The organism is Deefgea salmonis (genome assembly GCF_020531905.1).
GTDB classification, from domain to species: Bacteria; Pseudomonadota; Gammaproteobacteria; order Burkholderiales; family Chitinibacteraceae; genus Deefgea; species Deefgea salmonis.
In genome coordinates this window covers 1-21,231 of the sequence record NZ_JAJAWG010000006.1, presented here as the reverse complement: position 1 = coordinate 21,231, position 21,231 = coordinate 1, and the positions used below count along the sequence as shown (strand labels likewise).

At 52.0% G+C, this 21,231-nt stretch carries 20 protein-coding genes; 6 read left to right on the top strand and 14 right to left on the bottom strand.

Going from position 1 to position 21,231, the window contains the following annotated elements:
• Positions 1 to 274: 274 nt before the first annotated feature.
• Positions 275 to 484, top strand: a complete 210-nt coding sequence (locus LG219_RS10220; RefSeq protein WP_226764392.1) for a hypothetical protein — start codon at positions 275 to 277, stop codon at positions 482 to 484.
• Positions 485 to 602: 118 nt separating this feature from the next.
• On the opposite strand, the gene ppk2 is transcribed toward LG219_RS10220, so the two are convergent.
• The 7 genes from ppk2 to LG219_RS10185 all read right to left on the bottom strand — a co-directional run bounded on the left by ppk2 (position 603) and on the right by LG219_RS10185 (position 8,439).
• The gene (ppk2, locus tag LG219_RS10215) at positions 603 to 1,436 is read right to left on the bottom strand and encodes a polyphosphate kinase 2 (protein WP_226764391.1); all 834 of its coding nucleotides are present in this window, start codon (positions 1,434 to 1,436) and stop codon (positions 603 to 605) included.
• On the bottom strand, positions 1,433 to 3,178 hold the full coding sequence (locus LG219_RS10210) for a SulP family inorganic anion transporter (protein WP_226764390.1): 1,746 nt from the start codon (positions 3,176 to 3,178) through the stop codon (positions 1,433 to 1,435). Before LG219_RS10210 ends, ppk2 begins: the two co-directional genes overlap by 4 nt.
• A gap of 192 nt (positions 3,179 to 3,370) precedes the next feature.
• The gene (locus LG219_RS10205) at positions 3,371 to 4,609 is read right to left on the bottom strand and encodes a dicarboxylate/amino acid:cation symporter (RefSeq protein WP_226764389.1); all 1,239 of its coding nucleotides are present in this window, start codon (positions 4,607 to 4,609) and stop codon (positions 3,371 to 3,373) included.
• Positions 4,610 to 4,973: 364 nt separating this feature from the next.
• Positions 4,974 to 5,915, bottom strand: a complete 942-nt coding sequence (locus LG219_RS10200) for a GlxA family transcriptional regulator (protein WP_226764388.1) — start codon at positions 5,913 to 5,915, stop codon at positions 4,974 to 4,976.
• A gap of 439 nt (positions 5,916 to 6,354) precedes the next feature.
• Entirely contained in the window at positions 6,355 to 7,263 is a 909-nt protein-coding gene (locus tag LG219_RS10195; protein ID WP_226764387.1) for an EamA family transporter, read from the bottom strand.
• 183 nt (positions 7,264 to 7,446) lie between these two features.
• Entirely contained in the window at positions 7,447 to 8,055 is a 609-nt protein-coding gene (locus tag LG219_RS10190; protein WP_226764386.1) for an isochorismatase family protein, read from the bottom strand.
• Between the two features lie 234 nt (positions 8,056 to 8,289).
• Positions 8,290 to 8,439 (bottom strand): hypothetical protein, encoded by a 150-nt coding sequence (locus LG219_RS10185; RefSeq protein ID WP_226764385.1) that lies wholly within the window; start codon positions 8,437 to 8,439, stop codon positions 8,290 to 8,292.
• Positions 8,440 to 8,627: 188 nt separating this feature from the next.
• Here LG219_RS10185 and LG219_RS10180 point away from each other — a divergent pair, with 188 nt between their 5' ends.
• Positions 8,628 to 10,253 (top strand): methyl-accepting chemotaxis protein, encoded by a 1,626-nt coding sequence (locus LG219_RS10180; protein WP_226764384.1) that lies wholly within the window; start codon positions 8,628 to 8,630, stop codon positions 10,251 to 10,253.
• Positions 10,254 to 10,378: 125 nt separating this feature from the next.
• Here the strand turns inward: LG219_RS10180 and curA are convergent, their stop codons facing one another.
• The 6 genes from curA to LG219_RS10150 form a co-directional block, all read right to left on the bottom strand.
• Positions 10,379 to 11,398, bottom strand: coding sequence for an NADPH-dependent curcumin/dihydrocurcumin reductase (gene curA, locus LG219_RS10175; RefSeq protein ID WP_226764383.1), 1,020 nt, complete (start codon positions 11,396 to 11,398; stop codon positions 10,379 to 10,381).
• Between the two features lie 60 nt (positions 11,399 to 11,458).
• Positions 11,459 to 12,616: an iron-containing alcohol dehydrogenase gene (locus LG219_RS10170; protein WP_226764382.1), complete on the bottom strand. Its 1,158-nt coding sequence runs from the start codon at positions 12,614 to 12,616 to the stop codon at positions 11,459 to 11,461.
• Between the two features lie 159 nt (positions 12,617 to 12,775).
• Positions 12,776 to 13,372, bottom strand: coding sequence for a TetR/AcrR family transcriptional regulator (locus LG219_RS10165; RefSeq protein WP_226764381.1), 597 nt, complete (start codon positions 13,370 to 13,372; stop codon positions 12,776 to 12,778).
• Positions 13,373 to 13,404: 32 nt separating this feature from the next.
• Complete coding sequence (locus LG219_RS10160) at positions 13,405 to 13,578, bottom strand: hypothetical protein (RefSeq protein ID WP_226764380.1); 174 nt, start codon at positions 13,576 to 13,578, stop codon at positions 13,405 to 13,407.
• Entirely contained in the window at positions 13,578 to 14,363 is a 786-nt protein-coding gene (locus tag LG219_RS10155) for a class I SAM-dependent methyltransferase (protein WP_226764379.1), read from the bottom strand. The genes LG219_RS10160 and LG219_RS10155 overlap by 1 nt, the downstream gene beginning before the upstream one ends.
• The gene (locus LG219_RS10150) at positions 14,360 to 15,172 is read right to left on the bottom strand and encodes a M90 family metallopeptidase (RefSeq protein ID WP_226764378.1); all 813 of its coding nucleotides are present in this window, start codon (positions 15,170 to 15,172) and stop codon (positions 14,360 to 14,362) included. Before LG219_RS10150 ends, LG219_RS10155 begins: the two co-directional genes overlap by 4 nt.
• Before the next feature lie 241 nt (positions 15,173 to 15,413).
• On the opposite strand from LG219_RS10150, the gene LG219_RS10145 reads away from it, so the two are divergent.
• The 4 genes from LG219_RS10145 to LG219_RS10130 all read left to right on the top strand — a co-directional run bounded on the left by LG219_RS10145 (position 15,414) and on the right by LG219_RS10130 (position 20,868).
• Complete coding sequence (locus tag LG219_RS10145; protein WP_226764377.1) at positions 15,414 to 17,759, top strand: extracellular solute-binding protein; 2,346 nt, start codon at positions 15,414 to 15,416, stop codon at positions 17,757 to 17,759.
• A gap of 78 nt (positions 17,760 to 17,837) precedes the next feature.
• Positions 17,838 to 18,173, top strand: a complete 336-nt coding sequence (locus LG219_RS10140; RefSeq protein WP_226764376.1) for a hypothetical protein — start codon at positions 17,838 to 17,840, stop codon at positions 18,171 to 18,173.
• A 591-nt stretch (positions 18,174 to 18,764) separates the two neighbouring features.
• Positions 18,765 to 20,279, top strand: a complete 1,515-nt coding sequence (locus LG219_RS10135; RefSeq protein ID WP_226764375.1) for a multicopper oxidase family protein — start codon at positions 18,765 to 18,767, stop codon at positions 20,277 to 20,279.
• Positions 20,280 to 20,442: 163 nt separating this feature from the next.
• On the top strand, positions 20,443 to 20,868 hold the full coding sequence (locus LG219_RS10130) for a DUF411 domain-containing protein (protein ID WP_226764374.1): 426 nt from the start codon (positions 20,443 to 20,445) through the stop codon (positions 20,866 to 20,868).
• Positions 20,869 to 20,960: 92 nt separating this feature from the next.
• Here the strand turns inward: LG219_RS10130 and LG219_RS10125 are convergent.
• The coding region (locus tag LG219_RS10125) for a hypothetical protein (protein WP_226764373.1) at positions 20,961 to 21,231 on the bottom strand (271 nt) is incomplete at its 5' end.

The following is a 21,231-nucleotide window of genomic DNA, read 5'->3' as shown; positions in this document are numbered from 1 at the left end:
GATGGTGATTAAAGCTTCGCGGTATTCCCTCTCCCTTGATGGGAGAGGGTTAGGGTGAGGGTGATACAGCGGCGTATATTTTAAGCTCAACACCCCCATCCCAACCTTCCCCCGTCGAGGGGGAAGGGGTTGAAGTCGATCTGCTCAAGCACTTGTGATACAAGCCATCAACATCAAGTCTGAACATTGCTTTATCTTGTTGGGTATTTCGATGTGGGCTATATAAAAAATAGCCTGCATTCAGATACCGCTGTATTTTTCATTGGAGTGACAAATGGCAGTCAATCAAGCCAAACAAGAAGCCAAACGCTTAAAGCAAGATCATCAGGCGGCGGGGCAGATTGAAGATGCCAATACCGAGGCTGAGCGGATTTTGGCCTTAAATGCATGGAAGAAAGCCGCCGCGCTCAAAGAGCGGCAAGCGGCAGCAGAGCGGCATATTGCCAAGGCCGAGCTAGAAAAACTCAAGCGCAAAAAAACCTAATTGCCACTGACCGATCACAGCCATCCTCTGGATCTTGCCGAAGAAGAAGATGGCTCGCACCCGGTATTCAATTGCCGATGGCTGGCGATTGAATGCGGGGTGTTTTTTTGCGCTGCAATTAGAATTTTTCAGTCACGATGCGCAGTGGATGCTCGCTCGTGCTGCTGATTTTAATTTTTCTTTTTGGCAGTTTAACGGGTTCTTGTGGTAAATCTTCGTAAGGTACATGCGCCAGAATATGACTTAAGACATTGAGTCGAACGCGTTTTTTGTCTTCTGAATGGGCGATATACCACGGGGAAAATTCGGTGTCGGTGTATTTAAACATGTCATCGCGGGCCGTGGTGTAGTCGTCCCAACGGTTAAACGACAAAATATCCATGGGCGAGAGCTTCCACGTTTTGCGGCCGTCGTCGATGCGATCGCGTAAGCGCCGTTCTTGCTCTTCAGGGGTGACTTCAAGCCAGTATTTGAGCAAGATAATCCCCGAGTCGATAATGGCTTTTTCAAATTGCGGCGCACCATGCAAAAACGCCTGTGTTTGCTCTGGCGTACAAAAACCCATTACCCGTTCAACGCCCGCGCGGTTATACCAGCTGCGATCAAAAATAACCACTTCGCCCGCTGCAGGTAAATGGGCAATGTAGCGCTGCAAATACATTTGGGTTTTTTCGCGATCGGTGGGCGCTGGTAAGGCCACAACGCGAAAGGTGCGCGGGCTCACGCGTTCAGTCAGCGCTTTAATCGTGCCGCCTTTACCCGCGCCATCGCGGCCTTCAAAAATAATACACACTTTCAGGCCGCGCTCTTGTACCCAGCGCTGCATTTTGACCAGCTCGATATGCAGTTTGCGCAGTTCAGACTGATAGGTTTTTTCGGATAGGGCGGGCTTTGGGCTGACGGCAGTATGCTCCGCGGCTTGGGTTTTAGGGCTTAGATTTTTTTTACTCATGGTGTGGCTCCTTCGGGGCAATGATTTAAATCGTATTGCGCTTGCAAGTGCTGTTCATAAGCAATACGCGCTTGCTTGAGTGTAGAAAACAATAAAAAGTCACGCTTAATGCGCTCAAGCTGACCTTGCTGCTGAGCGCGGCGTTCGATTTGCCGCTTGCGGCCGGCTAAAGCGAGGCGAATTTCACGCTCAGCAAGCGCTTGCTGCAATTGCCACATGGCTTGCTCACCTGCAGCATCAATTTGCGAAATCGTCGCTACATCAATCACCACCCATTGCACTGGACTTACGCTGCCGTCGACTAAGGACAGCACGCGCTGACGGAAAAAATGAGCATTAAAAAAATTGAGTGGCGACTCAAATCGATAGACCAATAAACCGCTAATGGCGTGCGCGTCGGGGTGATGCTTTAAATCGTGAAACGACTGCCCGGTTGGATACACCCCCAGCAAGGCTTCTTGCGGGCGGGCCAGATGAATTAATAGCCGTAATGTCGACAGTAACACGGCAAACAACATGCCTTGCATCACGCCAACACAGGCTACGCCGATTAAGGTCACAATGGCAATCAGCCATTCGCCGCGCCCCAGTAAACGAAAGTACTGGATGCTGGCAAAATTCATCAGTCCTAAAGACGCCGTAATCAACACCGCGCCTAATGCTGCAATCGGCACAAAGTACAAAGCGGGTGTGAGAAGCAGCATGGCAATCGCAATGGTCAGCGCGGCAACAATGCTGACCATTTGGCTTTTGCCGCCCATCGCGTCATTGACTGCGGTTCTGGAGTCCGCGCCGCTAATGGCAAAGCCTTGGGAAAAACCGGCGGCAATATTGGCCATGCCCAGCGCGGTAAATTCACGATCGGCGTCGATGTCATAACGGTTTTTGGCGGCAAAGCTGCGTGCGGTGAGCATGGCGCTACTAAAGCTAATCAAAGCCAAACCGGCGGCTGAACCGAGTAATTCGCCCAGTTGCGAGTAGGGCAGTACTGGCCAATGTACTTTGGGTAAGCCGGCGGGTAAAGCGCCAATGACGCTGACGCCGTGTTGATCCAAGCGGAAAATAAACACCATTAAACCCGCTGCCACCATGGCCACCAAGGCCGATGGCAAACCGGGTAACACGCGGCGGGCAACTTGCTGTAGCAGCAATGTGCCAAGGCCGACTGCGCTGGTGATGGGGTGGGCCTCGAGGATTTTGAATGGCAATTGCATGACCCGCTCAATTAAACCGTTTTCACTAAAGTCAAAACCAAAGACTTTGCCCAGCTGGCCCACGACAATGCTGATGGCCACGCCATTTAAAAAACCCGCCAAAATCGGCGGCGATAAAAAATCAGCTAAAAATCCCAAGCGCAATCGACTGGCAATCAGGCAAAACACGCCAGTGAGCAAGGCCAAACTCACCGACAAGGACACATAGAGCGTGGCGTCCCCTGCGGCAATCGGCGCAAGGGTGGAGAAAATCATGGCGCAGGTCGCTGCATCGGGGCCCACGATGAGTTGGCGTGATGAGCCAAACAGCGCATACGCGAGCAGCGGTAAAATACTGGCGTATAAACCAGCCACTGGGCTCATTCCCGCTAATTGGGCGTAAGCGACGCCAACGGGGATCGCCACGGCGGCAACAGAAATCCCCGCCCGCCAATCATTAGACCACCATGCTTTAGGATAATGCCGCAGCAAGGTGAGGCCGGGCATGGTTTTGGTGAGCCAGCGAGAGACAAAATGAAGAGCCAGCATGAATGACGTAATCCAAAATCAGCGCGATGAAGGCGTGATTTTACACACAAGTGGCTTTGCTTGAGGTTTTATGTAAGTTTTGAGTGAGTTGTTGCGTGTAGTGTGTAACTGAGGCTTAAGGTTTGGGGTGTCCCCATCAAATCCTGCTGGACTTGATGGGGTATTGCCCAAGATAGGGCAGGTATTGAAGGGTTAAACGGCGTCGTTAGTTAAATTGCGATAAGTTGCCAAATCCAACTCACCCTCAGCGCGCGCCACCAATACGGCCGCCAGCGAGTCGCCTGAGACATTGGTCGCGGTATTCATCATGTCGATAATGCGATCCACCGCAGCAATCGCCGCCACCACTTCGAGTGGCAGACCGACTGAAGTCAGCACCAAACTCATCACGATCAAGCCCGTTCCCGGTACACCGGCAGCGCCAATGGCCGCTAAAACCGTGGTGATAATCACCGTGACCATTTGCAATAAGGTTAATTCAATGCCGACGGCGTTGGCGGCAAAAATCGCCACTGCGCCCAAATAGGTGGCTAAACCATTCATATTCACCGTTGCCCCTAAAGGCAATACAAATGAGGCAATCGAATTATGCACGCCCAATTGGTGCTCACAGGTTTCCATATTGAGCGGCAAAGTGGCGTTGCTCGACGCAGTGGAATAAGCAAACAGTTGCACCGGCAACATTTTGCGAATAAACGGCCAAGCGGGCAGCACAAATAAGCGCAATAACAACGGAAAAACCACCACCAGCATTAAAGTGCACGACAAATAAATCACGCCAACCAGCGAAGCCAGCTCGCCTAAAACGCGAAACCCATTGTCGGCCGTTACATAAGCGATCAGTGCAAACACGCCATACGGCGCGAAAGACAGCACCATCAAGATCAGCTTAAACACCACTTCATTGAGTGCGACAAATAAGCGTTGCACCGGTTCACCCGCAGTACCGGCTTTATTGATCGCAATACCAAAAAAGATGGCAAACACAATAATCGGTAGCACTTGGCCTTCGGCGAAGGCTTTAAATGGATTGTCAGGAAAAATCCCCATCATGGTGTCGAGCAAAGACGTTTTTTGCATCTCTGGCGCGGTTACGCCATGCAGCATGCTGCTCATGCCCGAGCCAATGCCAAAAGTCATCGACAATAGCATCGCAATGGCCGCAGCAATACCCATTGTTACGGCGTAAATTAGCAGTGTTTTAGCGGCGACCCGACCCATTTTGCTTAAGTCTTTTAGTGCGGTAATGCCGCAGACTAAAGACACAAAAATAACAGGCACCACGGTCATTTTCAGCAGGGCTAAAAAGATGTCGCCAATTGGTTTTAGTTGCTTAATCCACTCACCACCGACCAAACCCGCGATAACACCAAGGATGAGCGCCAGCATAATTTTTAGCCACATCGGCCATGATTTTTTTTGTGATAACAATTCTTTCTCCTAAGCAATTGGCGCGAGCATTGCTTATTTTGCCCCTGTAAAACAATAGCTGACACGGTTTTGTGAACTATTAACATTCATTTGTTGCATTAAAATAAATGCGATTAATCTGATTGCGAGTATGGGTATTGCCATGTATGTCTTTATTTGTAAAGACTTGGCATATATACCTCGGATTTTTTGTGTGTAAGCGGCGCGAGTCTAGCCGGTGCTTGGCGATGCGTTATTTGTGGGCTTTAATTGGGAAGGTTGTGAGGCACTGCGGCGCTGGCGTATCACCAAAGAGGTGGTTGAGTGGGTCCGATGCGGGCGTTGGCGCGGGCAAAAAAATGGCGGCGAGCATCGTCGCAAAAGGCTAACGGCTTTCGCTGGGCAGTTTGCCGGTTTGCTGTTGCCAAACACGGCGAAAGTCGCGTGCCGAGGCAAAACCGGCTTGTTCAGCAATGCGCTCAATCGATAACTGTGGTTGCTGGAGTAATTGCCGGGCGCTGGCAATGCGAATGTCCAATTGATATTGATGCGGCGTAATGCCGCAGTGCTGCAAAAATAAGCGGGCTAAATTGCGGCTGCTGGTATGGGCATAGTCCGCCATTTGTTGCAGTGTGATGCGCTCGCTGATTTGGCGACTAATTAAATCTTGAACTTTATGCACCATTGGATGCAAATGATTGCGGTGCGCCAGCCAAGGCGAGAGTTGCGGATCTTGGCCGCTACGGCGCAGCCAAACCACCATCTCGCGCGCGACACTTTGGGCGATCAAGGGGCCGGCATCTTGCTCAATCAAATGCAGTGCCAAATCAATTCCCGAACAAATCCCCGCGCTGGTGGCGACGGGGCCGTCTTGCACGAATAAACGATCGTCGTGCACCAGCGCTAAAGGCGCGGTTTGGCGTAAGCGATCAATGATTTCATGGTGGGTGGTGCATTGCCGCCCATCGAGCAAACCGGCTTCTGCCGCGAGCATGCTGCCTGAGCATACGCAGGCCAGTTGATGCTGCTGGGCATCAAAATACTGGCGTAGCCAAGTGACCACTTGCTGGGATTCGGCGTTTTTTAGATTGACTAGCGAATTTTGCGCGCCAATTAAAATCACCGTCGCCCCAGCTGGAATCGGCGTTGGCAAGGGCGCGAGCTGGTGCTGCTTGAGCCCGACCGAGGAGGTTAGCTCAGTGAGTGGTGACACCAGATTGATTTGATAATTTGCGCCATGCAGCACGGCGATTTGAAACGCTTCTGCGGGGCCTGCTAAATCGAGCAACATAAATTGCGGGGTTAACACAAAATATAAATCAAGCATGCAAGGCCTTGTGGTTAGGGTCTGTTGACGTTTGGTTTTCCGCCGCGCTGGATCGATTTTCGCGGCGAATCAAGGCGTAGTAAGCGATGCATAGTCATTCTATGCGAGCTTGCTACAACACAGAGTCGCCGCGAAAAACGCCCAGCCCGCAGGGTTTGGCGGCTTTTGACCTGATGCTGCGTTACAAAGCGCTGGCGTAGAATGACTACGCTGCGCGCTTCGTGCCTTGCCTCAGGCCAAAATCCGCGCAAACGCGGTTGGCAAACCAAACGTCAACAGACCCTAGTCAGCGCCATGAGTGAAAATACTGACGCAGGCATAAATTATGCATGAATTAAACTGGCGCGGGATTGACGCGTTGATTTTGTGTTGACGCGACGCGGGTGATGAATGCCGCGCAGCGCCACCGTAGCGTCAAATGCCCAGCGCGCCTTGCTGGCTAGTTTTGAGTCGCCAGTTTTCGCGCTCGCCACATTTGCTGAATTTGCCCGCCAAAAATATTAATCACCAAGCCAGTCATTAATAGCAGCGCCCCCCACCATTGCTGCGGCAATAATTGCTCGTTCAGTAGCAGCGCAGCGGCGCTTAAACCGACCCAAGGCACCAGCAAACTAAACGGCGCAACCAAATTGGTTGGATGGCGCTTGAGGAGTAAATTCCACAAACTCATCCCCAAAAGGGCGGCAAAAATAGCTTGATACAGTACCGCCAATAACGATTGCATTGAAAAATGCTGTAAGGCGGTGGCGATCTCTTGTGGGCCTTCTAGCCACAAACTCAGGCCAATAAAACCAATCAACGGTGCAATTGAGGCCCAAACCATAAAGGGCAGGACATCAAATTGCAGACCTTGCTGGCTGCATTTTTTTAAAATCACATTGCCCATGGCCCAACCGGCCGCGCCCAGCAGCGTCATCACAAAACCCAGCAAAGTCATACTTTGGCCGTGACTACTGCCGATGAGCCACAAGCCAACGCCTGCGATCAATAGACCAATGAGTTGGCTGTGTTTGAAGGATTCTTTTAAGAACACCGCGGCAAAAATCAGCGTAAAAAAAGCTTGTGATTGCAACACCACCGACGCCAAACCGGCCGGCATGCCGTTGGCCATGGCCGAGAATAAAAACCCCAACTGACACAAGCCCCAAGTCAGGCCGTAAACGATTAAATATCGCCACGGCAGATTAGGGCGGCGTAAGAAAAACACCGCCGGAAATACCGTCGCAGCAAAACGCAAGCTGGCTAACAGTAGCGGCGGCAAGCCGACCAAGCCCCATTTGATGACGACAAAATTAAAGCCCCAAGTCAAAACAACAACGAGGGCGAGTAATAAGTCACGAGCTGGCATGACGAGTTCCTTGTTGAGTACGCTGATTGCAGCGTGGTGAGCCGTGGTGAGCGTGCTAGTTTAAATCGAAAGCCAAATTGGATGTATTGCGCTGCAACGTAAATTATCCCAAAGCGAGCAGTCTATACCCCCATGCGCGATGTGCCGATGGGGAGTGGATGCAGGCACGCTCAAAAATCATCACTACGCCTGAATGCCCGCATTGACGATCTTGGTTTTCGCCGGCGCACGGGGTGCGTGAGCGAGCGCTGGCCAGCTGGCGACCAGCTGATCAACACTGCAAATTCGGGCAAATCGGTCACTTAATACTAGCTCGGTGCGCGTTTTAATTTCGCTGGCGCTAAAGCATTGGCCATTGGCATGCTGCATGGCAAAAGTGAGCGTGGCCTCGGTGACAAAGTCAATTGAGTAGCCTAAATCAGACCCCACGCGTGCCGTGGTTTCGCAGCATTGCTCGGTGCGGATGCCGCTGATGATTAAATGCTGGATGTGGCGTTGTTGTAAGAATTCGTGCAGCCCTGAGCCGATTAGTGCGTTATGCACGGTTTTTTCAAATACCGGGCCGTGGTGTGGCGGTAAAAAATCCATGGGTTTCACCCAGCCGGATGCTTTAGAAAAAGGACCGGTTTGTTCAACGTGCAAAATTTGGATGATCGGAATGTGCTGGCGCTGGCAGGCAGTAATCAGTTCGACTTGCTTGGCCTGATAGCGCGGCAGATCGCTGGCATCAAAGTAAGGCATATGTAAAAAAGAGTGCTGTACATCAATCACTAGCAACGCAGAGGCGGACATTTTTGCTCCTTTAACGATGTGAACCACAGATTCTGAAGGCGATAGAAACAGTGTAAAACAAGGTGTTCGTTAAAGTGAGCACAAGAAACGACAAGGTAGGGGACAAAACAAGACGAGTCGTGTTGCGATTTGATGCAGATGAATTGCTGAAATAACGGCCATCAGCATGGACGGCGAGAATGCGGCAAGGCGGGGCTTTATCGCAGACCCCGCGCGCAGCGATAAAGCGGGGTATTAAACCGCAACGCCACCAACCAGCAGTAATCCGCTGCAGGTAGCCATAAAAATCAATTCAATACGGTCTTGCCGCGCCAGCAGCATTTGGCAAAACGAAATCGAGCAAGCTGCGCCCATGCCATACAAGACGATTTCTGCGGTACTCATGATGCACTCCAGTGATGTTGTTTGCATCCAGTAGAGCGGGCTGCGCGAGTGAAGTTCCGGTGCGAGATTAAAATAACTGGGTCAGCGAGCATTCACTCACCGAGCCGCAATCTATACAAATAAAATTCACGAAAGTTTCACTTTAAGTCAGCTATGGTGAGTGGGTCTGCCTGATGGAGTGATTGACGATGCATGTCGCTTTGCGAATTAAGCATAAATTATGGATGTTGACCGGCTTGGCGCTGATTGGCTTGTTGGGGATTGGCATTGCGATGTTGTTGTCGAGTCGGCAATCGATGCTCGAAGATCGGGAGGCCAAAACTTTAAGTCTGATTGAGCTGGGCCACAGCGTGATCGCGCATTATGGGCAACTAGAAAAAAACGGCATCCTGTCGAAAGAAGCCGCGCAAGCGCAAGCCAAAGCGGCGTTAAAAAACCTGCGTTACGACCAAGACAATTACTTCAGTATTTATGATCCGCAGTACCGCATGGTGCAGCATCCGATTAAACCTGAGCTAACGGGCAAAGATTTGTCCGGTCTCAAAGACAAAAATGGCGTGCCGATTGTCGTTGAGCTTGTTAAAGCGGCGCAAAGTGGGCAGGTGGAGTTTGTTCGCTATCTGTGGCCTAAACCGGGGCAAGATAATCCAGTAGCCAAAATCTCTACCGCTAAGCTGTTTCAACCTTGGGGCTGGGTGATTGCTTCGGGAATTTATATTGACGATCTGGATGCGATTTTTCAGCGCCGCGCCTTGCTACTCGGCGGCGCTTTGGCTGTCGTGGCCTCGGTATTGTTGCTGGCATCGTTGTGGATTGCCCATAGTATTACTTCGCCTTTAGATACCTTACGTGTGGCGATGCAGCAAATTGCCGTTAGTGGCGATTTAACGCGGCGGGTCAAAATCAGCGGCAATCGCGATTTGGCTGAAATCGCTGACACCTTTAATGCATTGATTGCCAGCTTGCAGCAGTTATTAATGCGTGTATCTAGCGCCACCCAGCAAGTGTCGCAAACCACCGATCAGTTGGTGAATTCTTCGCAAGCCGTTGAGCAAAGCTCGGTGGCGCAGCATCGCGCTGCGGCGTCGGTGACGGTGGCCATTGAGCAAATTAGCACCAGTATTGATCAAGTGGCGGCCAATGTGTGTGGCACTGCGGATGTGACGCGAGAGTTGCGTGAGTTAGCTGGCCACGGTCGGCAAGCGGTGAAAGCCGCCGCCGATGAAATGCATCAAATCGCGAACGACATCGATGCTTCTGCGGACGCGGTGCATAGCATGGGGCAGCGCTCGTTGCAGATTTCTGAAATCGTCGGTGTGATTCGTGAAATTGCCGATCAAACCAATTTATTGGCGCTCAATGCCGCCATTGAAGCGGCGCGCGCCGGAGAAACCGGCCGAGGTTTTGCGGTGGTCGCCGATGAAGTGCGTAAATTGGCCGAGCGAACAGGGCAGTCCACGCAGCAAATTACCGAAACCATTCAAAAAATCCAGCAAGAAACGCAAAGTGTGGTGGGTAATATTGTAGGGGTAAGCCAGCGCGCCAGACAGGGCGCACAATTGGCGCAGCAAGCCGATTTGTTGGTTGAGCAGTTAGATCAGCATTCAGCGCAAGTGGAGCCTTTAGTAAGCGAGATTTCAAGCGCGACACAAGAGCAAAGTCGTGCCACGCAGCACATTGCGCGCAATGTAGAGGACATTTCGAGCATGGCAGAAAACAATGTGCGCGAAGTGGGCGGCGCCGCCAATTCGGTGCGCCAGCTTAAAACGCTGGTGCTGGAACTCAACGGTCGCGTCGAGCAATTTAAGGTATAGCTTTGTAGTGTAATGGTGATAAGGCGTACAGCGGTATACCTTCAGCCAAAGCAAAACCCGCCCGATGCACTAAATGCCATCGGGCGGGTTTTTTATTGTCGCAGCCATTGCTGGCTTTAGGCGGATTATTGTTCGACGCGAACGACGAGTTTGCCGAAGTTTTTGCCTTCAAGTAAACCCATAAAGGCTTCTGGGGTGTTTTCTAAGCCTTGAACGAGGTCTTCTTTAAATTTGATTTTGCCATCAGAAAGCCATTGACTCATCGCACTAAAAAATTCGCCGTAACGATGGCCGTAATCATCAAAAATAATAAAGCCTTGCATCTTAATGCGTTTTTTTAATAGCGTGCCCATCAATAAGCCGAGTCGATCTGGCCCTGCGGGTAGTTGCTGGTCGTTGTAATGTGCGATTAAACCGCAAACTGGAATGCGAGCGCCGACATTCAGTAGCGGCAAGACGGCATCAAACACCGCGCCGCCGACGCTTTCAAAATACACATCAATCCCGCTTGGGCAGACTGCGGCCAGTTGCGCGGCAAAATCGGCGTCTTTGCGATCGATACAAACATCGAAACCCAAGTCATTGGTGACGTAGTCACACTTATCTTTGCCACCCGCAATGCCAATCACGCGGCAGCCGTTGATTTTGGCAATTTGCCCGACAATCGCGCCCACCGCACCGCTCGCTGCTGCCACCACCACGGTGTCGCCCGCTTTCGGTTGGCCAATATCGAGTAAACCCATATACGCGGTAAAGCCGGGCATGCCCAAAACACCAAGCGCCAGCGAAGGCTGCGCCATATCGGCCGGTAACACATTCACGCCTTCGCCGTTCGAAATCGCGTAGTCTTGCCAGCCGCTATAGCTAAGCACCACATCACCGACTTTAAATTGCGGGTTATTCGACGCTTCAACGCGGGCAATGGTGCCGCCGACCATCACGTCATTGAGCGCAACCGGTGGCGCGTAAGAGGGGGCATCGCTCATGCGGCCACGCATATACGGGTCTAGCGACAGATACGTGGTGCGAAGCAGGATTTCACCCGTCGCTGGCGTTGGTATCGCCGATTCAATTAAGCGAAAGTCGGCTGGCGTTGGCGCGCCTACGGGACGGGAATTTAAAACGATTTGACGATTGGTGTGCATTATTCATCCTTTAGGTTGAAGTCGGCCAATCGGTGTTAACTTGGCCGTTGAGTCCATTGTTTATAGTGCGGCAGTTAATATGTCGCGACTGATTTCAAGGCTGACATCTTGGCGTTCGCCCAATTGCGTCATGCCGTGGGCTGCGAGTTGCGCAATCACGGCGTCGATGGCGGCTGGGCCTAAGTCGTAATCAGCTAGTTTGGTTTTAATACCCATGGCTGCAAAGAAATCACGGGTTTTTTTAATCGCCGCGGCGATGCGCTCGTCTTCACTGCCGTGGTGTAGATGCCAAACGCGATCGGCGTATTGCAATAGTTTTTCGCGCTTGCTTTCGCTACGCAGCATCAAGCTGGCCGGCAAGATGATCGCCAGTGTGCGGGCGTGGTCGATATTAAATAGTGCCGTCAGTTCGTGGCCGATCATATGCGTTGACCAATCTTGCGGTACACCGGCACCGATTAAGCCATTGAGCGCTTGGGTGGCCGCCCACATTAAATTGGCGCGTAAATCGTAGTCTTGTGGATTGGCTAAGATTTTTGGGCCGATTTCAATCAAGATCTGTAATAGGCCTTCGGCGTAGCGGTCTTGCACCATGCCATTGACGGGGTAAGTCAGGTATTGCTCAATGGTATGGACAAAGGCATCAACCACGCCATTGGCGATTTGGCGCTCGGGCAAGGTGAAGGTTTTGCTTGGGTCCAAGATCGAAAATTGCGGAAAGACCAAAGGATTCATAAATGGCAGTTTGGTTTGCGTGGCTTTTTGGGTAATCACTGCGCCATGATTCATTTCTGAGCCGGTGGCAGGTAGCGTTAACACGGTACCCAATGGCAAGGCGCTTTGAATGTTGCCGCCAAAGTGGGTCAAAATATCCCAAGGCTCGCCAGCAAAAGGCACCGCTGCGGCGATAAATTTAGTGCCATCAATCACTGAGCCGCCGCCAACTGCCAGTAGAAAGTCGATTTTTTCGGCGCGAATAATCTGTACCGCTTGCATCAGTGTTTCGTAAGTGGGATTGGGCTCAATGCCGTTAAATTCGTGCACTTCACGTGCGCCAAGTGCGGCTTTGACTTCAGCGAGAGTGCCGTTTTTACGCGCGCTTTCGCCGCCGAGCAAAATCATCACGCGGGCGTTGGCAGGAACCAATTGATCAAGCTGAGCGATGGTGTTGCTGCCAAAAACGATTTTAGTGGGATTGAAAAATTCAAAATTAGTCATCATAAAGCCTTTATTAGACTGGTCGTCTAGTTACTGAATTAAAAAATAATCGCTTGAGCGATTGATTGCGGTGTTGGGATGGGCTGCGCGGTAAAGCGCGCAGCGCCGGAAAATATTTCGCCATGGGCGGCCTAAAGACCGCAGTAGTGAACTCGATGGTTAGCTTGGGCTTACGCCTAAAATGCTTTTGGTGCTGAGCATCGCGCTCTCGAGCGCGCTGCGATCGCGGCGAATTTTGGTGAGCAAAGTCGCGCCCAACCAAATTTCGTATAAATGCAGTGCGGTTTGTTCGGTACTGGCAAAGTGGGGTATTGAGCCATCTTGCTCGCCCTCGCTTAGGCACTGAGCAATACGGGCTAATAATTGCTGGGTGCCGCGCACTAAACTGCCGCGCATGCTTTCAGATAAATCCGAAACTTCGGCGGCCAACTTTACGGTGAGGCATTGCCCATCGCGGTCGTCGCAGCTTTGGGTTTCTAGCCAACTGCCCCAGTACGCCAACATCCGCTCGCCGGCGTTTGAGCCTTGGACATTAAAAATTTCATCCAAGCGCTGGCAGTAATTGGCAAAATAATCCTCCAGCAAGGCTTCGCCAAACGCTTCTTTGGATTTGAAGTAATGGTAAAACGAGCCTTTGGGGACAGCGGCAGCGCTTAAAATTTCGGTCAAGCCGACAGCCGAAAACCCCTTGCCGAGAATAATCGGCTTGGCGGTATCCAAAATATGCTGACGTACGTCGATGTGTTCAGAAGTCATGAATGCATCCTACACCAGACTAGACCGGTCGTCTAGTTGGTTTTTTGTTTGGCTAAACTAATTTGCGGCACATTGGGCATGGTCATAAAGGGATTGCGCCGAATGAGGGGCTGGCGTATTGCCGCTGCGCGGCGAATACGCCCTACATTTTTTGTTGACGTATTGGCGGGTGAGTCTTGCTGGTAAAGGCTCGGGGGGCAATACATCAGTTATTTTCTTTTTGAATGCCACCGGTTGGCAGATATCCATCAAACCGTGTACTTTCGCCGTCAAAAACAAAATCAGGTCGTGCGCCGGCCATCAGTGGGGCGAGACGGGGGCGTTTGACGATGATGCGTTTTTTGGCGATCAGGCGCGCCGGCGCCAGTAGTGCGTCGGCGTCTTCGTCGCCACCGATCAGCGTTTGAAAAGCGGCCATGCTTTTTTTGGATTTGGCGCGTTTGCCCGGTTCTGGAAACATCGGGTCTAGATACACCACGTCAAACTCTTGCGCAGCCAGCGGCCCTAAGCCTTGCGCGCGCTCAGTTAGCCATGCACGGCCATCGCCAAAATGCAGCGTCATTCTGGCAGCGATCTCGGCGGTTTGGCCGTCCGCTGCGGCGCGTTTTAGGCCGTCGCTCAGTAGTAAATACGCAATCGGCGTGCGCTCGATCAGCGTCATGCTGCAGCCTAAACTCGCTAGCACATAGGCGTCGCCGCCAAGTCCGGCGGTGGCGTCCAAAATGCGCGGTATATATTCGCCCTTAATGCCAATCGCTTTGGCAACCGGTTGCCCACGGCCACCGCCAAATTGGCGACGATGTGCGGCCGCGCCTTTCACAAAGTCTACGCACACAATGGCTTTATCATGGATGGAGAGTAACTCGAGTCGGTCGGTATTCCATTGCAGTATATGCGTAGCGCCTTCAGGGATGGTATCCCACAGGGCAATACCCAGTTGTTGTGCTTGGTGGGTGATGTCGATTGGGGCGGTGTGGCGTAGGCCGATCATGCGCTGGGTTCACTGTATTGGGAGATTGGGCGGTAAGGGCTGGGGCTCAGCCTTTGGGCGGTGTCTTGTTTATAAAACAGCACCATTTGCGTGTAAACATCGGGGTAGTGCGCTTGGAGGATTTGCGGCGCTTCAAAAAATACTTCGCTCAGTACCGCAAAGCACTCGGCCGGATTGGTGGCGGCATACAGATCAATGTCTGAATGCTCGCCAGCGTCGGCTTTGCTGCTTAAGTCGGTAAAGGCGGCGGTAAACGCACTCTGCCATGCCGCTTCGCTCATGCCAGCGTGCAGCGCTGGATAACCATTGGCGTTGCCGCCGTTTTTCATGTCGAGCTTGTGCGCTAATTCATGAATCACCACATTCCAGCCGTCTAAATGCGGCCCATTCATCACGTCGTTCCACGAAAACAGCACCGGACCATCGCCGCGCGCTTGGCCGGCGAGCAATTGCGCGCCTTCGTGTACCACGCCGATGGCGTCAACGTGGCGGTGGTCGGCGTAAAACGGGCGCGGGTAAATAATGATTTCCTGCCAATCGTCATACGCTTCAAAACCCAGATTTAAAATCGGTAGCACCGCTTGCGCCGCCAAAATCACCCGCATTGGGTCCGAAAACTCAATCCCTTCGCTCGCTTGGATGACCTTGGTGTGTAAAAACCACGCGGCAAGTTCACGTAAACGCGCTAATTCACTCACGCTGAGGTTTTTTAACACCGGCATGGTAGTGGCGGGCAACCACAGCGCATCGTCAATCGGGTGCTGGGCGAGCCAATGATCACGGCGTTTGCGACGAAAGTAGTTGAGCATGATTTTCCTTGGTGCGTGATCAACAAATGGGTCTCGCGGCGCGCAATTCAAGGTAATCGCGCTATTTTGTCGGTGGTGCCGGTGTTTATTGAAATGCAACAGTCATAAATGACTGCTGTGTGTGTAAGAAAAGTGCTTGTATTATCAATGGCTAATGAGATTTGCTGACAAATCCACTACGGAGCACGATTCAATGTGCCGATTAGGTTGATATAAGCCATGTTTTAGGGGAGTTTGCACGATGTTAAATCGCAATCATATTATTGCCGCAGTGGCTTTGGTGTACGGTTTGCTGATGTTGGGGGTGTTGTGGCGGGTCGGGCAAAGTCAAGATGCGGCGGTCAATGCACTGTTTTTTTCGCTCGCTTTGATGATGGTGCTGGCGGGCGCTGTTTTGCTGGCGGTGGTGTTTTTTGGCCTGCAACGTTTGTTTGCGCCTGTGGCACAGATGCGCGATTTAATGCACCAACATGCTAGCGATCATGCTGATTTGAGTGCGCGATTGCCAGAACATAGCGACGCGCAATGGGGGCCCATATTTAAAGCGTATAACGCGGCCACCGATAAAGTGCAGCGCACGCTACGCGATGTGCAGCGCGAAATGGAAGGGCTGGCTTTGGGTTTGTCCGAGCTGACCGCCGTGACCGCGCAAATGGGTAAAGACACCCGAATGCAGTCTGATCATGCGGCGTCATCGGCGGCGACGGTGGAGCAAATCACCGTCAGCATTAATCACATCGCCGATCACGCCCGCGATATGGATCATGTGGTTGAGCAAACGCAGCAGTTGTCTAGTGAGAGTGCTGATTCGGTACTGCGCGTGTCGGAAGAAGTCGGCAAAGTCTCTGAAGCGGTCGCGGCATTAACCCAAACCATGGATGGCTTGGGGGCCAGCTCGCAAGAAATTAGCGGCATTGTTGGCGTGATTAAAGACATTGCCGATCAAACCAATTTATTGGCGCTGAATGCCGCGATTGAAGCTGCACGTGCCGGCGATATGGGGCGTGGTTTTGCAGTGGTCGCCGATGAAGTGCGTAAACTGGCCGAGCGCACCAGCCATGCCACGGTAGAAATCGCGCATAAAATCGAATCGGTGGGCCGCGAAACGCAAAGCGCGGTGGGCAATATGGCGCTGACGGCCAATCGCGTGGCGCACAGTGTCACCATGGCCGAAGACGCACGCGGGCATATGTTGGGGATTCGTGAACATATGGGCAGTGTGGTGACGGCGGTGCGGCAAATTGCCGAATCCACCCAAGAGCAATCTTCCGCGACGCATACCTTGGCCAGCTCGGCTGAGCGACTCGATGTGATGACGCAAGCCACCGACTCGGCGTTGCAGCAAGCGAGCCATACCTTGCAGCATTTGGATGAGCGCGCCAAGCGTTTATTGAAGTCGCTAGGGCAATTTAAGCTGGCCGATATTGAGGTGTTTCATAGCTGGGCGGCATCGAGCGAGGCGCGCGCGGTGTCGGAAATCAAGGCGCTACTCAATCAGCAAGGTCATCATTGGGCGGATGCGGTCGGGGATCATTCTGCGGCGACGATTAAGTCGCGCATCGCTACCGGCAATCCGCCAACCGCGGCGGCCATTGGCGGGGTGAAAATTCAAAACTGGGCCAAAGACGGTGGTTTGGCCAATTTGAACGATGTGGCGAAGCAGCAAGATTGGCACCGCATATTGCCGGCGGTGCTGGATAAAATGCTGCAGGCCAATGGCCAGTATGTGGCGGTGCCGTTGGGTGTGGCGCGGGTGAATGTGATGTGGATGAATGCCAGTGTGCTCAAACGCGCTGGCGTGCAAGCGCCTAAAACCTGGGATGAGTTTTTTGTGGTGGCCGAAAAGCTGCGCCAATTGGGTACGCCAATGCTGGCCGTGGGTGAGCAGGCTTGGCAAATTGCCACTTTGTTTGAGGCGATTACCTGCGGTTTGGGTGGCGCATCGTTTTACCATTCGGCGTTTTGCCAACTCGATTCGGCAGCATTGACGGGGCCGGTGATGATTCGCTGTCTTGAAGCTTTGCGTAAATTAAAACCATATTGCACGCCCGATGCCGCTGGGCGCGAGTGGAATTTAGCCACGGCGGACGTGATTAATGGTCGGGCAGCGATGCAATTAATGGGCGATTGGGCCAAGGGTGGATTTGCTCAAGCGGGTAAGGTGCAAGGGATTGATTATCTGTGTATGGCTGCGCCAACGCAAAACGGCGAGTACAGCTTTGCGGCCGATACTTTATTGATGTTCAAACAAAACGATCCACGCTTGGCGGCGGCACAACAAGACTTTGTGTCGCTGTTGATGAGTAGCGCAGGGCAGGAAGTGTTTAATTTGTATAAAGGCAATATCCCTGCCCGCATCGACGTGAATATGAATCGCTTTGACGACTACGCCAAACAGTCGGCGCGTGAGTTTGCCAGTGCCGCCAGTAAGCAAGTGTTGCTGCCGTCTTGGGCGCACAATATGGCGGTGCAAGACAGTGTGCGTAGCGCCTTGTTTGACGCGGTGGATGCGTTCTGGAAAAACAGCAGTATGAGTCCGCAAGACGCGGCGCGGCGATTGCTCGATGCCACACGGCGCACGGCGTAGGCGGTAATATTGTGAGTTCGCCTTGATTTGTCGGTCTGCGCCTTGCCGTCAAATCAAGGCGCAGTGTAAGATCGAAAAATGTTTAAGTTCCGCTGCTTCTTTTTGCTATTGATCTCGCTGGTGCTGTCACTGAATGTGGCGGCGGCTAAGCAGTTGCCGTCGGCTGGCGCCGTGCTGTGCCATAACGCGGTGATTGAGCCGTTAGCAAAAACAGAATGCCAGCAAGACCAGCATGATCATGCGGCGAGTAATGCCAAAATGAGTCATTGCGGCGCTTGTGCTGCGGCATTGCCGATGCTGTTGCCGCAAGCGCAATTGGCGTCGGCTGGCACCATTCAAAATAGTCATGATGCCATCATGCAGGTCGGTTTAAGTCGGCCACCGTTATTACCTCCTCCTCTACTGCGCGCTTAGGCGCGACTTAGGCGCTGTCCTCGCTTTATTGCTCTGAATAAAGCTGGGTAGCGCTGCAGTTGTCATTCGTGTTTACTGATTTAAATGGCTTTGAATTTTGCTGCTAGCGCCGCGCATGTTTTGCGGGCGTGATCGGGTTGAATGCCCGAGATCGCCGCGCTGCGCTGCATCAAGTCCCCATTTTAATATCAGTAAATTCAGGCAATGTTCAGATTACGTGTTGATGGTTTTAAGTGCCTGCGGCACATTGTTTTACAGTCGCAGTCCGCGACGGGGACCCCATTTTCTTTGACTCGCCAAAGAAAATGGGGGAAAAGAAAGGCGACCCGAGCGCGCCCAGCTCCGCTGTGCCCTCGATTGTCGTGAGCCAAACGATGAAACCGTTTGTCTCTCTCCGCACTCGGTGCGCTTAGACGGGATTTTAAGCCCCAGCTCGACGAGCGCGGCACAGCATCAACACCAAATCTGAACATGGTCTAAATTCAAGATGTATTGCTATCAATGCATTATAAATAATCATTTGCATGGCAATACCCCAGTTTATTGTGAATTGAGCCGTTGTTTGCTCAGTCTGTGATTTAGAGGTGGTTTATGAATCGACGTCAGTTTTTATTTAGCTCTAGCGCCAGCGGTGCTTTGCTGTGCTTGCCCACCGCTTGGGCGGGAATGGATCCCGCAATGGACCATTCCGCGCATCAAGGTCATGCTGCGCAGGGTGGATCAGCCGCCATGCCGCAGCCGCTAAAAACCGTGGCCGATATGCCCTTGTTGCCCGAATCGGCCTTGCCCGCGGGCCAGCCATTACAGGCATTAAAAGTTTTAAACAGCAGTAGCGCCAATAAAATGGCCGCCACGCTGACCGCTGCCGCGCATGAAGTGGAATTAGTGCCCGGTAAAAAAACCAGCATGTGGTTGTATAACGGCCAAGTGCCCGGCCCCTTGATTGAAGCGTTTGAAGGCGACGAAGTGGAAATTCGCTTTGTGAATCAGTTGGCGCAAGCATCAACGATTCATTGGCACGGCATGCCCGTGCCGCCAGAGCAAGACGGCAATCCGCATGATGCGGTGCCAGCGGGCGGTGAGCATATGTATCGCTTTAAATTGCCAAAAAACTGCGCTGGTACGTATTGGTATCACCCGCATCCGCATGGCGACACGCCTGAGCAGGTGTATCGCGGTTTAGCCGGTTTATTTATTGTGCGTAGCAAAACTGATCCTTTGGCGGGTTTTTCCGAGCAGCATTGGGTGATTTCCGACCTTAAATTGGCGGCTGATGCGTCGATTCCAGATAACACCGCCAACGACTGGATGAATGGCCGCGAAGGGCAGTTTGCGCTGGTTAATGGTCAGCGTGAACCAGTGATAACGATTGCTGGCCGTCAGCGAGTGCGGGTGTGGAATGCCTGCAGCGCGCGCTATTTGCGCTTGGCGATACCGGGGCAAAAAATCACCGTGGTCGGTAGCGACGGTGGTTTGCTCGAAAAACCACGGGTAGTTGAAGAGCTATTGTTGGTGCCCGGCCAGCGCGCAGAATTAATTGTCGGTGACGGCAGCAGCGCCAAAACTACGCTCAAAGCCTTGGTGTATAACCGCGAAAAAATGGGCAAAGTCGCGCCAGAAGTTGAACGCGTTTTGGCCACGCTGCAATTCACCGCAGGGCCAACGCCCAAAGTACCCGCGACATTGCGAAAAATCGCTGATTTTGGCCGCGCCGTGGCAATGAAAAAAGTCGAGTTTAGCGAAACCATGAGTATGGACAACGGCGTGCACAGCATGGCGTTTTTGATCAACGGTAAAAGCTACGATATGAATCGCAATGATTTAGTCAGCAAAGTGAACGACGTTGAAGTGTGGGAAGTGTTTAATAACTCGCACATGGATCATCCGTTTCATATTCATGGCACGCAATTTATGCTGCTCGATAGCGAGCTCAATGGTAAGCGCCAAGATGCGCCGTATCGCGCTTTGCAAGACACCATTAATTTACGGCCGTACGAAAAAGTCCGGCTCAAAATGGTGCAGCACGATAAAGGCCTGCGGATGTTCCATTGCCATATTTTGGAGCATGAAGGGCAGGGCATGATGGCGCAGGTGCTGATTAAATAATTCAATAAGTAGGCAGGCAAAAGTACTGGTGCCGCCTTGCTTTGCCTTGTGCGAAAAGGTTTGCCCAGTGACTTAGATTCATAGATCAATAGATTAATTCATCGTCTTGGCGCGTTGCCATCGCCTGCGCCAAGGCGGTGAACCATAAAAAAAAGGAAATACCATGTCTTTAAAAGCAGTTTTGAGTGCAGTTTTATTTGCCCCCACCTTGGCGCTAGCCGCTTTGCCAGCCGGCACCATGTATAAAGATCCGTATTGCGGTTGCTGCGGTGAGCACGCGAAATATTTGCGTAACGCCGGCTTTGATATTAAAGAAGTGGTGCGTCAAGACATGCAAAGCATCAAGCAGCAATACGGCACCGATATTGCCCAAAGCTGCCATACGATTGTGATGCAAGGCTATGCCATTGAAGGCCATGTGCCAGCCAATGCGATTCGTAAATTGCTCAAAGAAAAACCCAACGCCAAAGGCATTACGGTGTCGGGCATGCCCGCCACATCACCGGGCATGGGCGAGTATAAAGTCGGCACCATTGCGGTCGAAATCATTGGTAAAGACGGTAGCTTAAAGCCTTACGGTAAGTTTTAAATCGAAAAGCCGACGCAGAGACGCAGAGACGCAGAGACGCGGAGAAAATCAACCCAAAATTGGGTTTACCTAAACCATCAGCAAACCACAGGTTAAATCGTCGTTTTTGCTGGAGTTTGAGTTCTGAATTGGCTTTTCTCTGGCCTTTGCTTCTTCGGTGATTCATTTTGATGTTTAAGCATCGAAAAGCTGATGCAGAGGCGCAGAGACGCGGAGAAAATCAACCCAAAATTGGGTTTACCTAAACCATCAGCAAACCGCAGATTAAATCGTCGTTTTTGCTGGAGTTTGAGTTCTGAATTGGCTTTTCTCTGGCCTTTGCTTCTTCGGTGATTCATTTTGATGTTTAAGCATCGAAAAGCT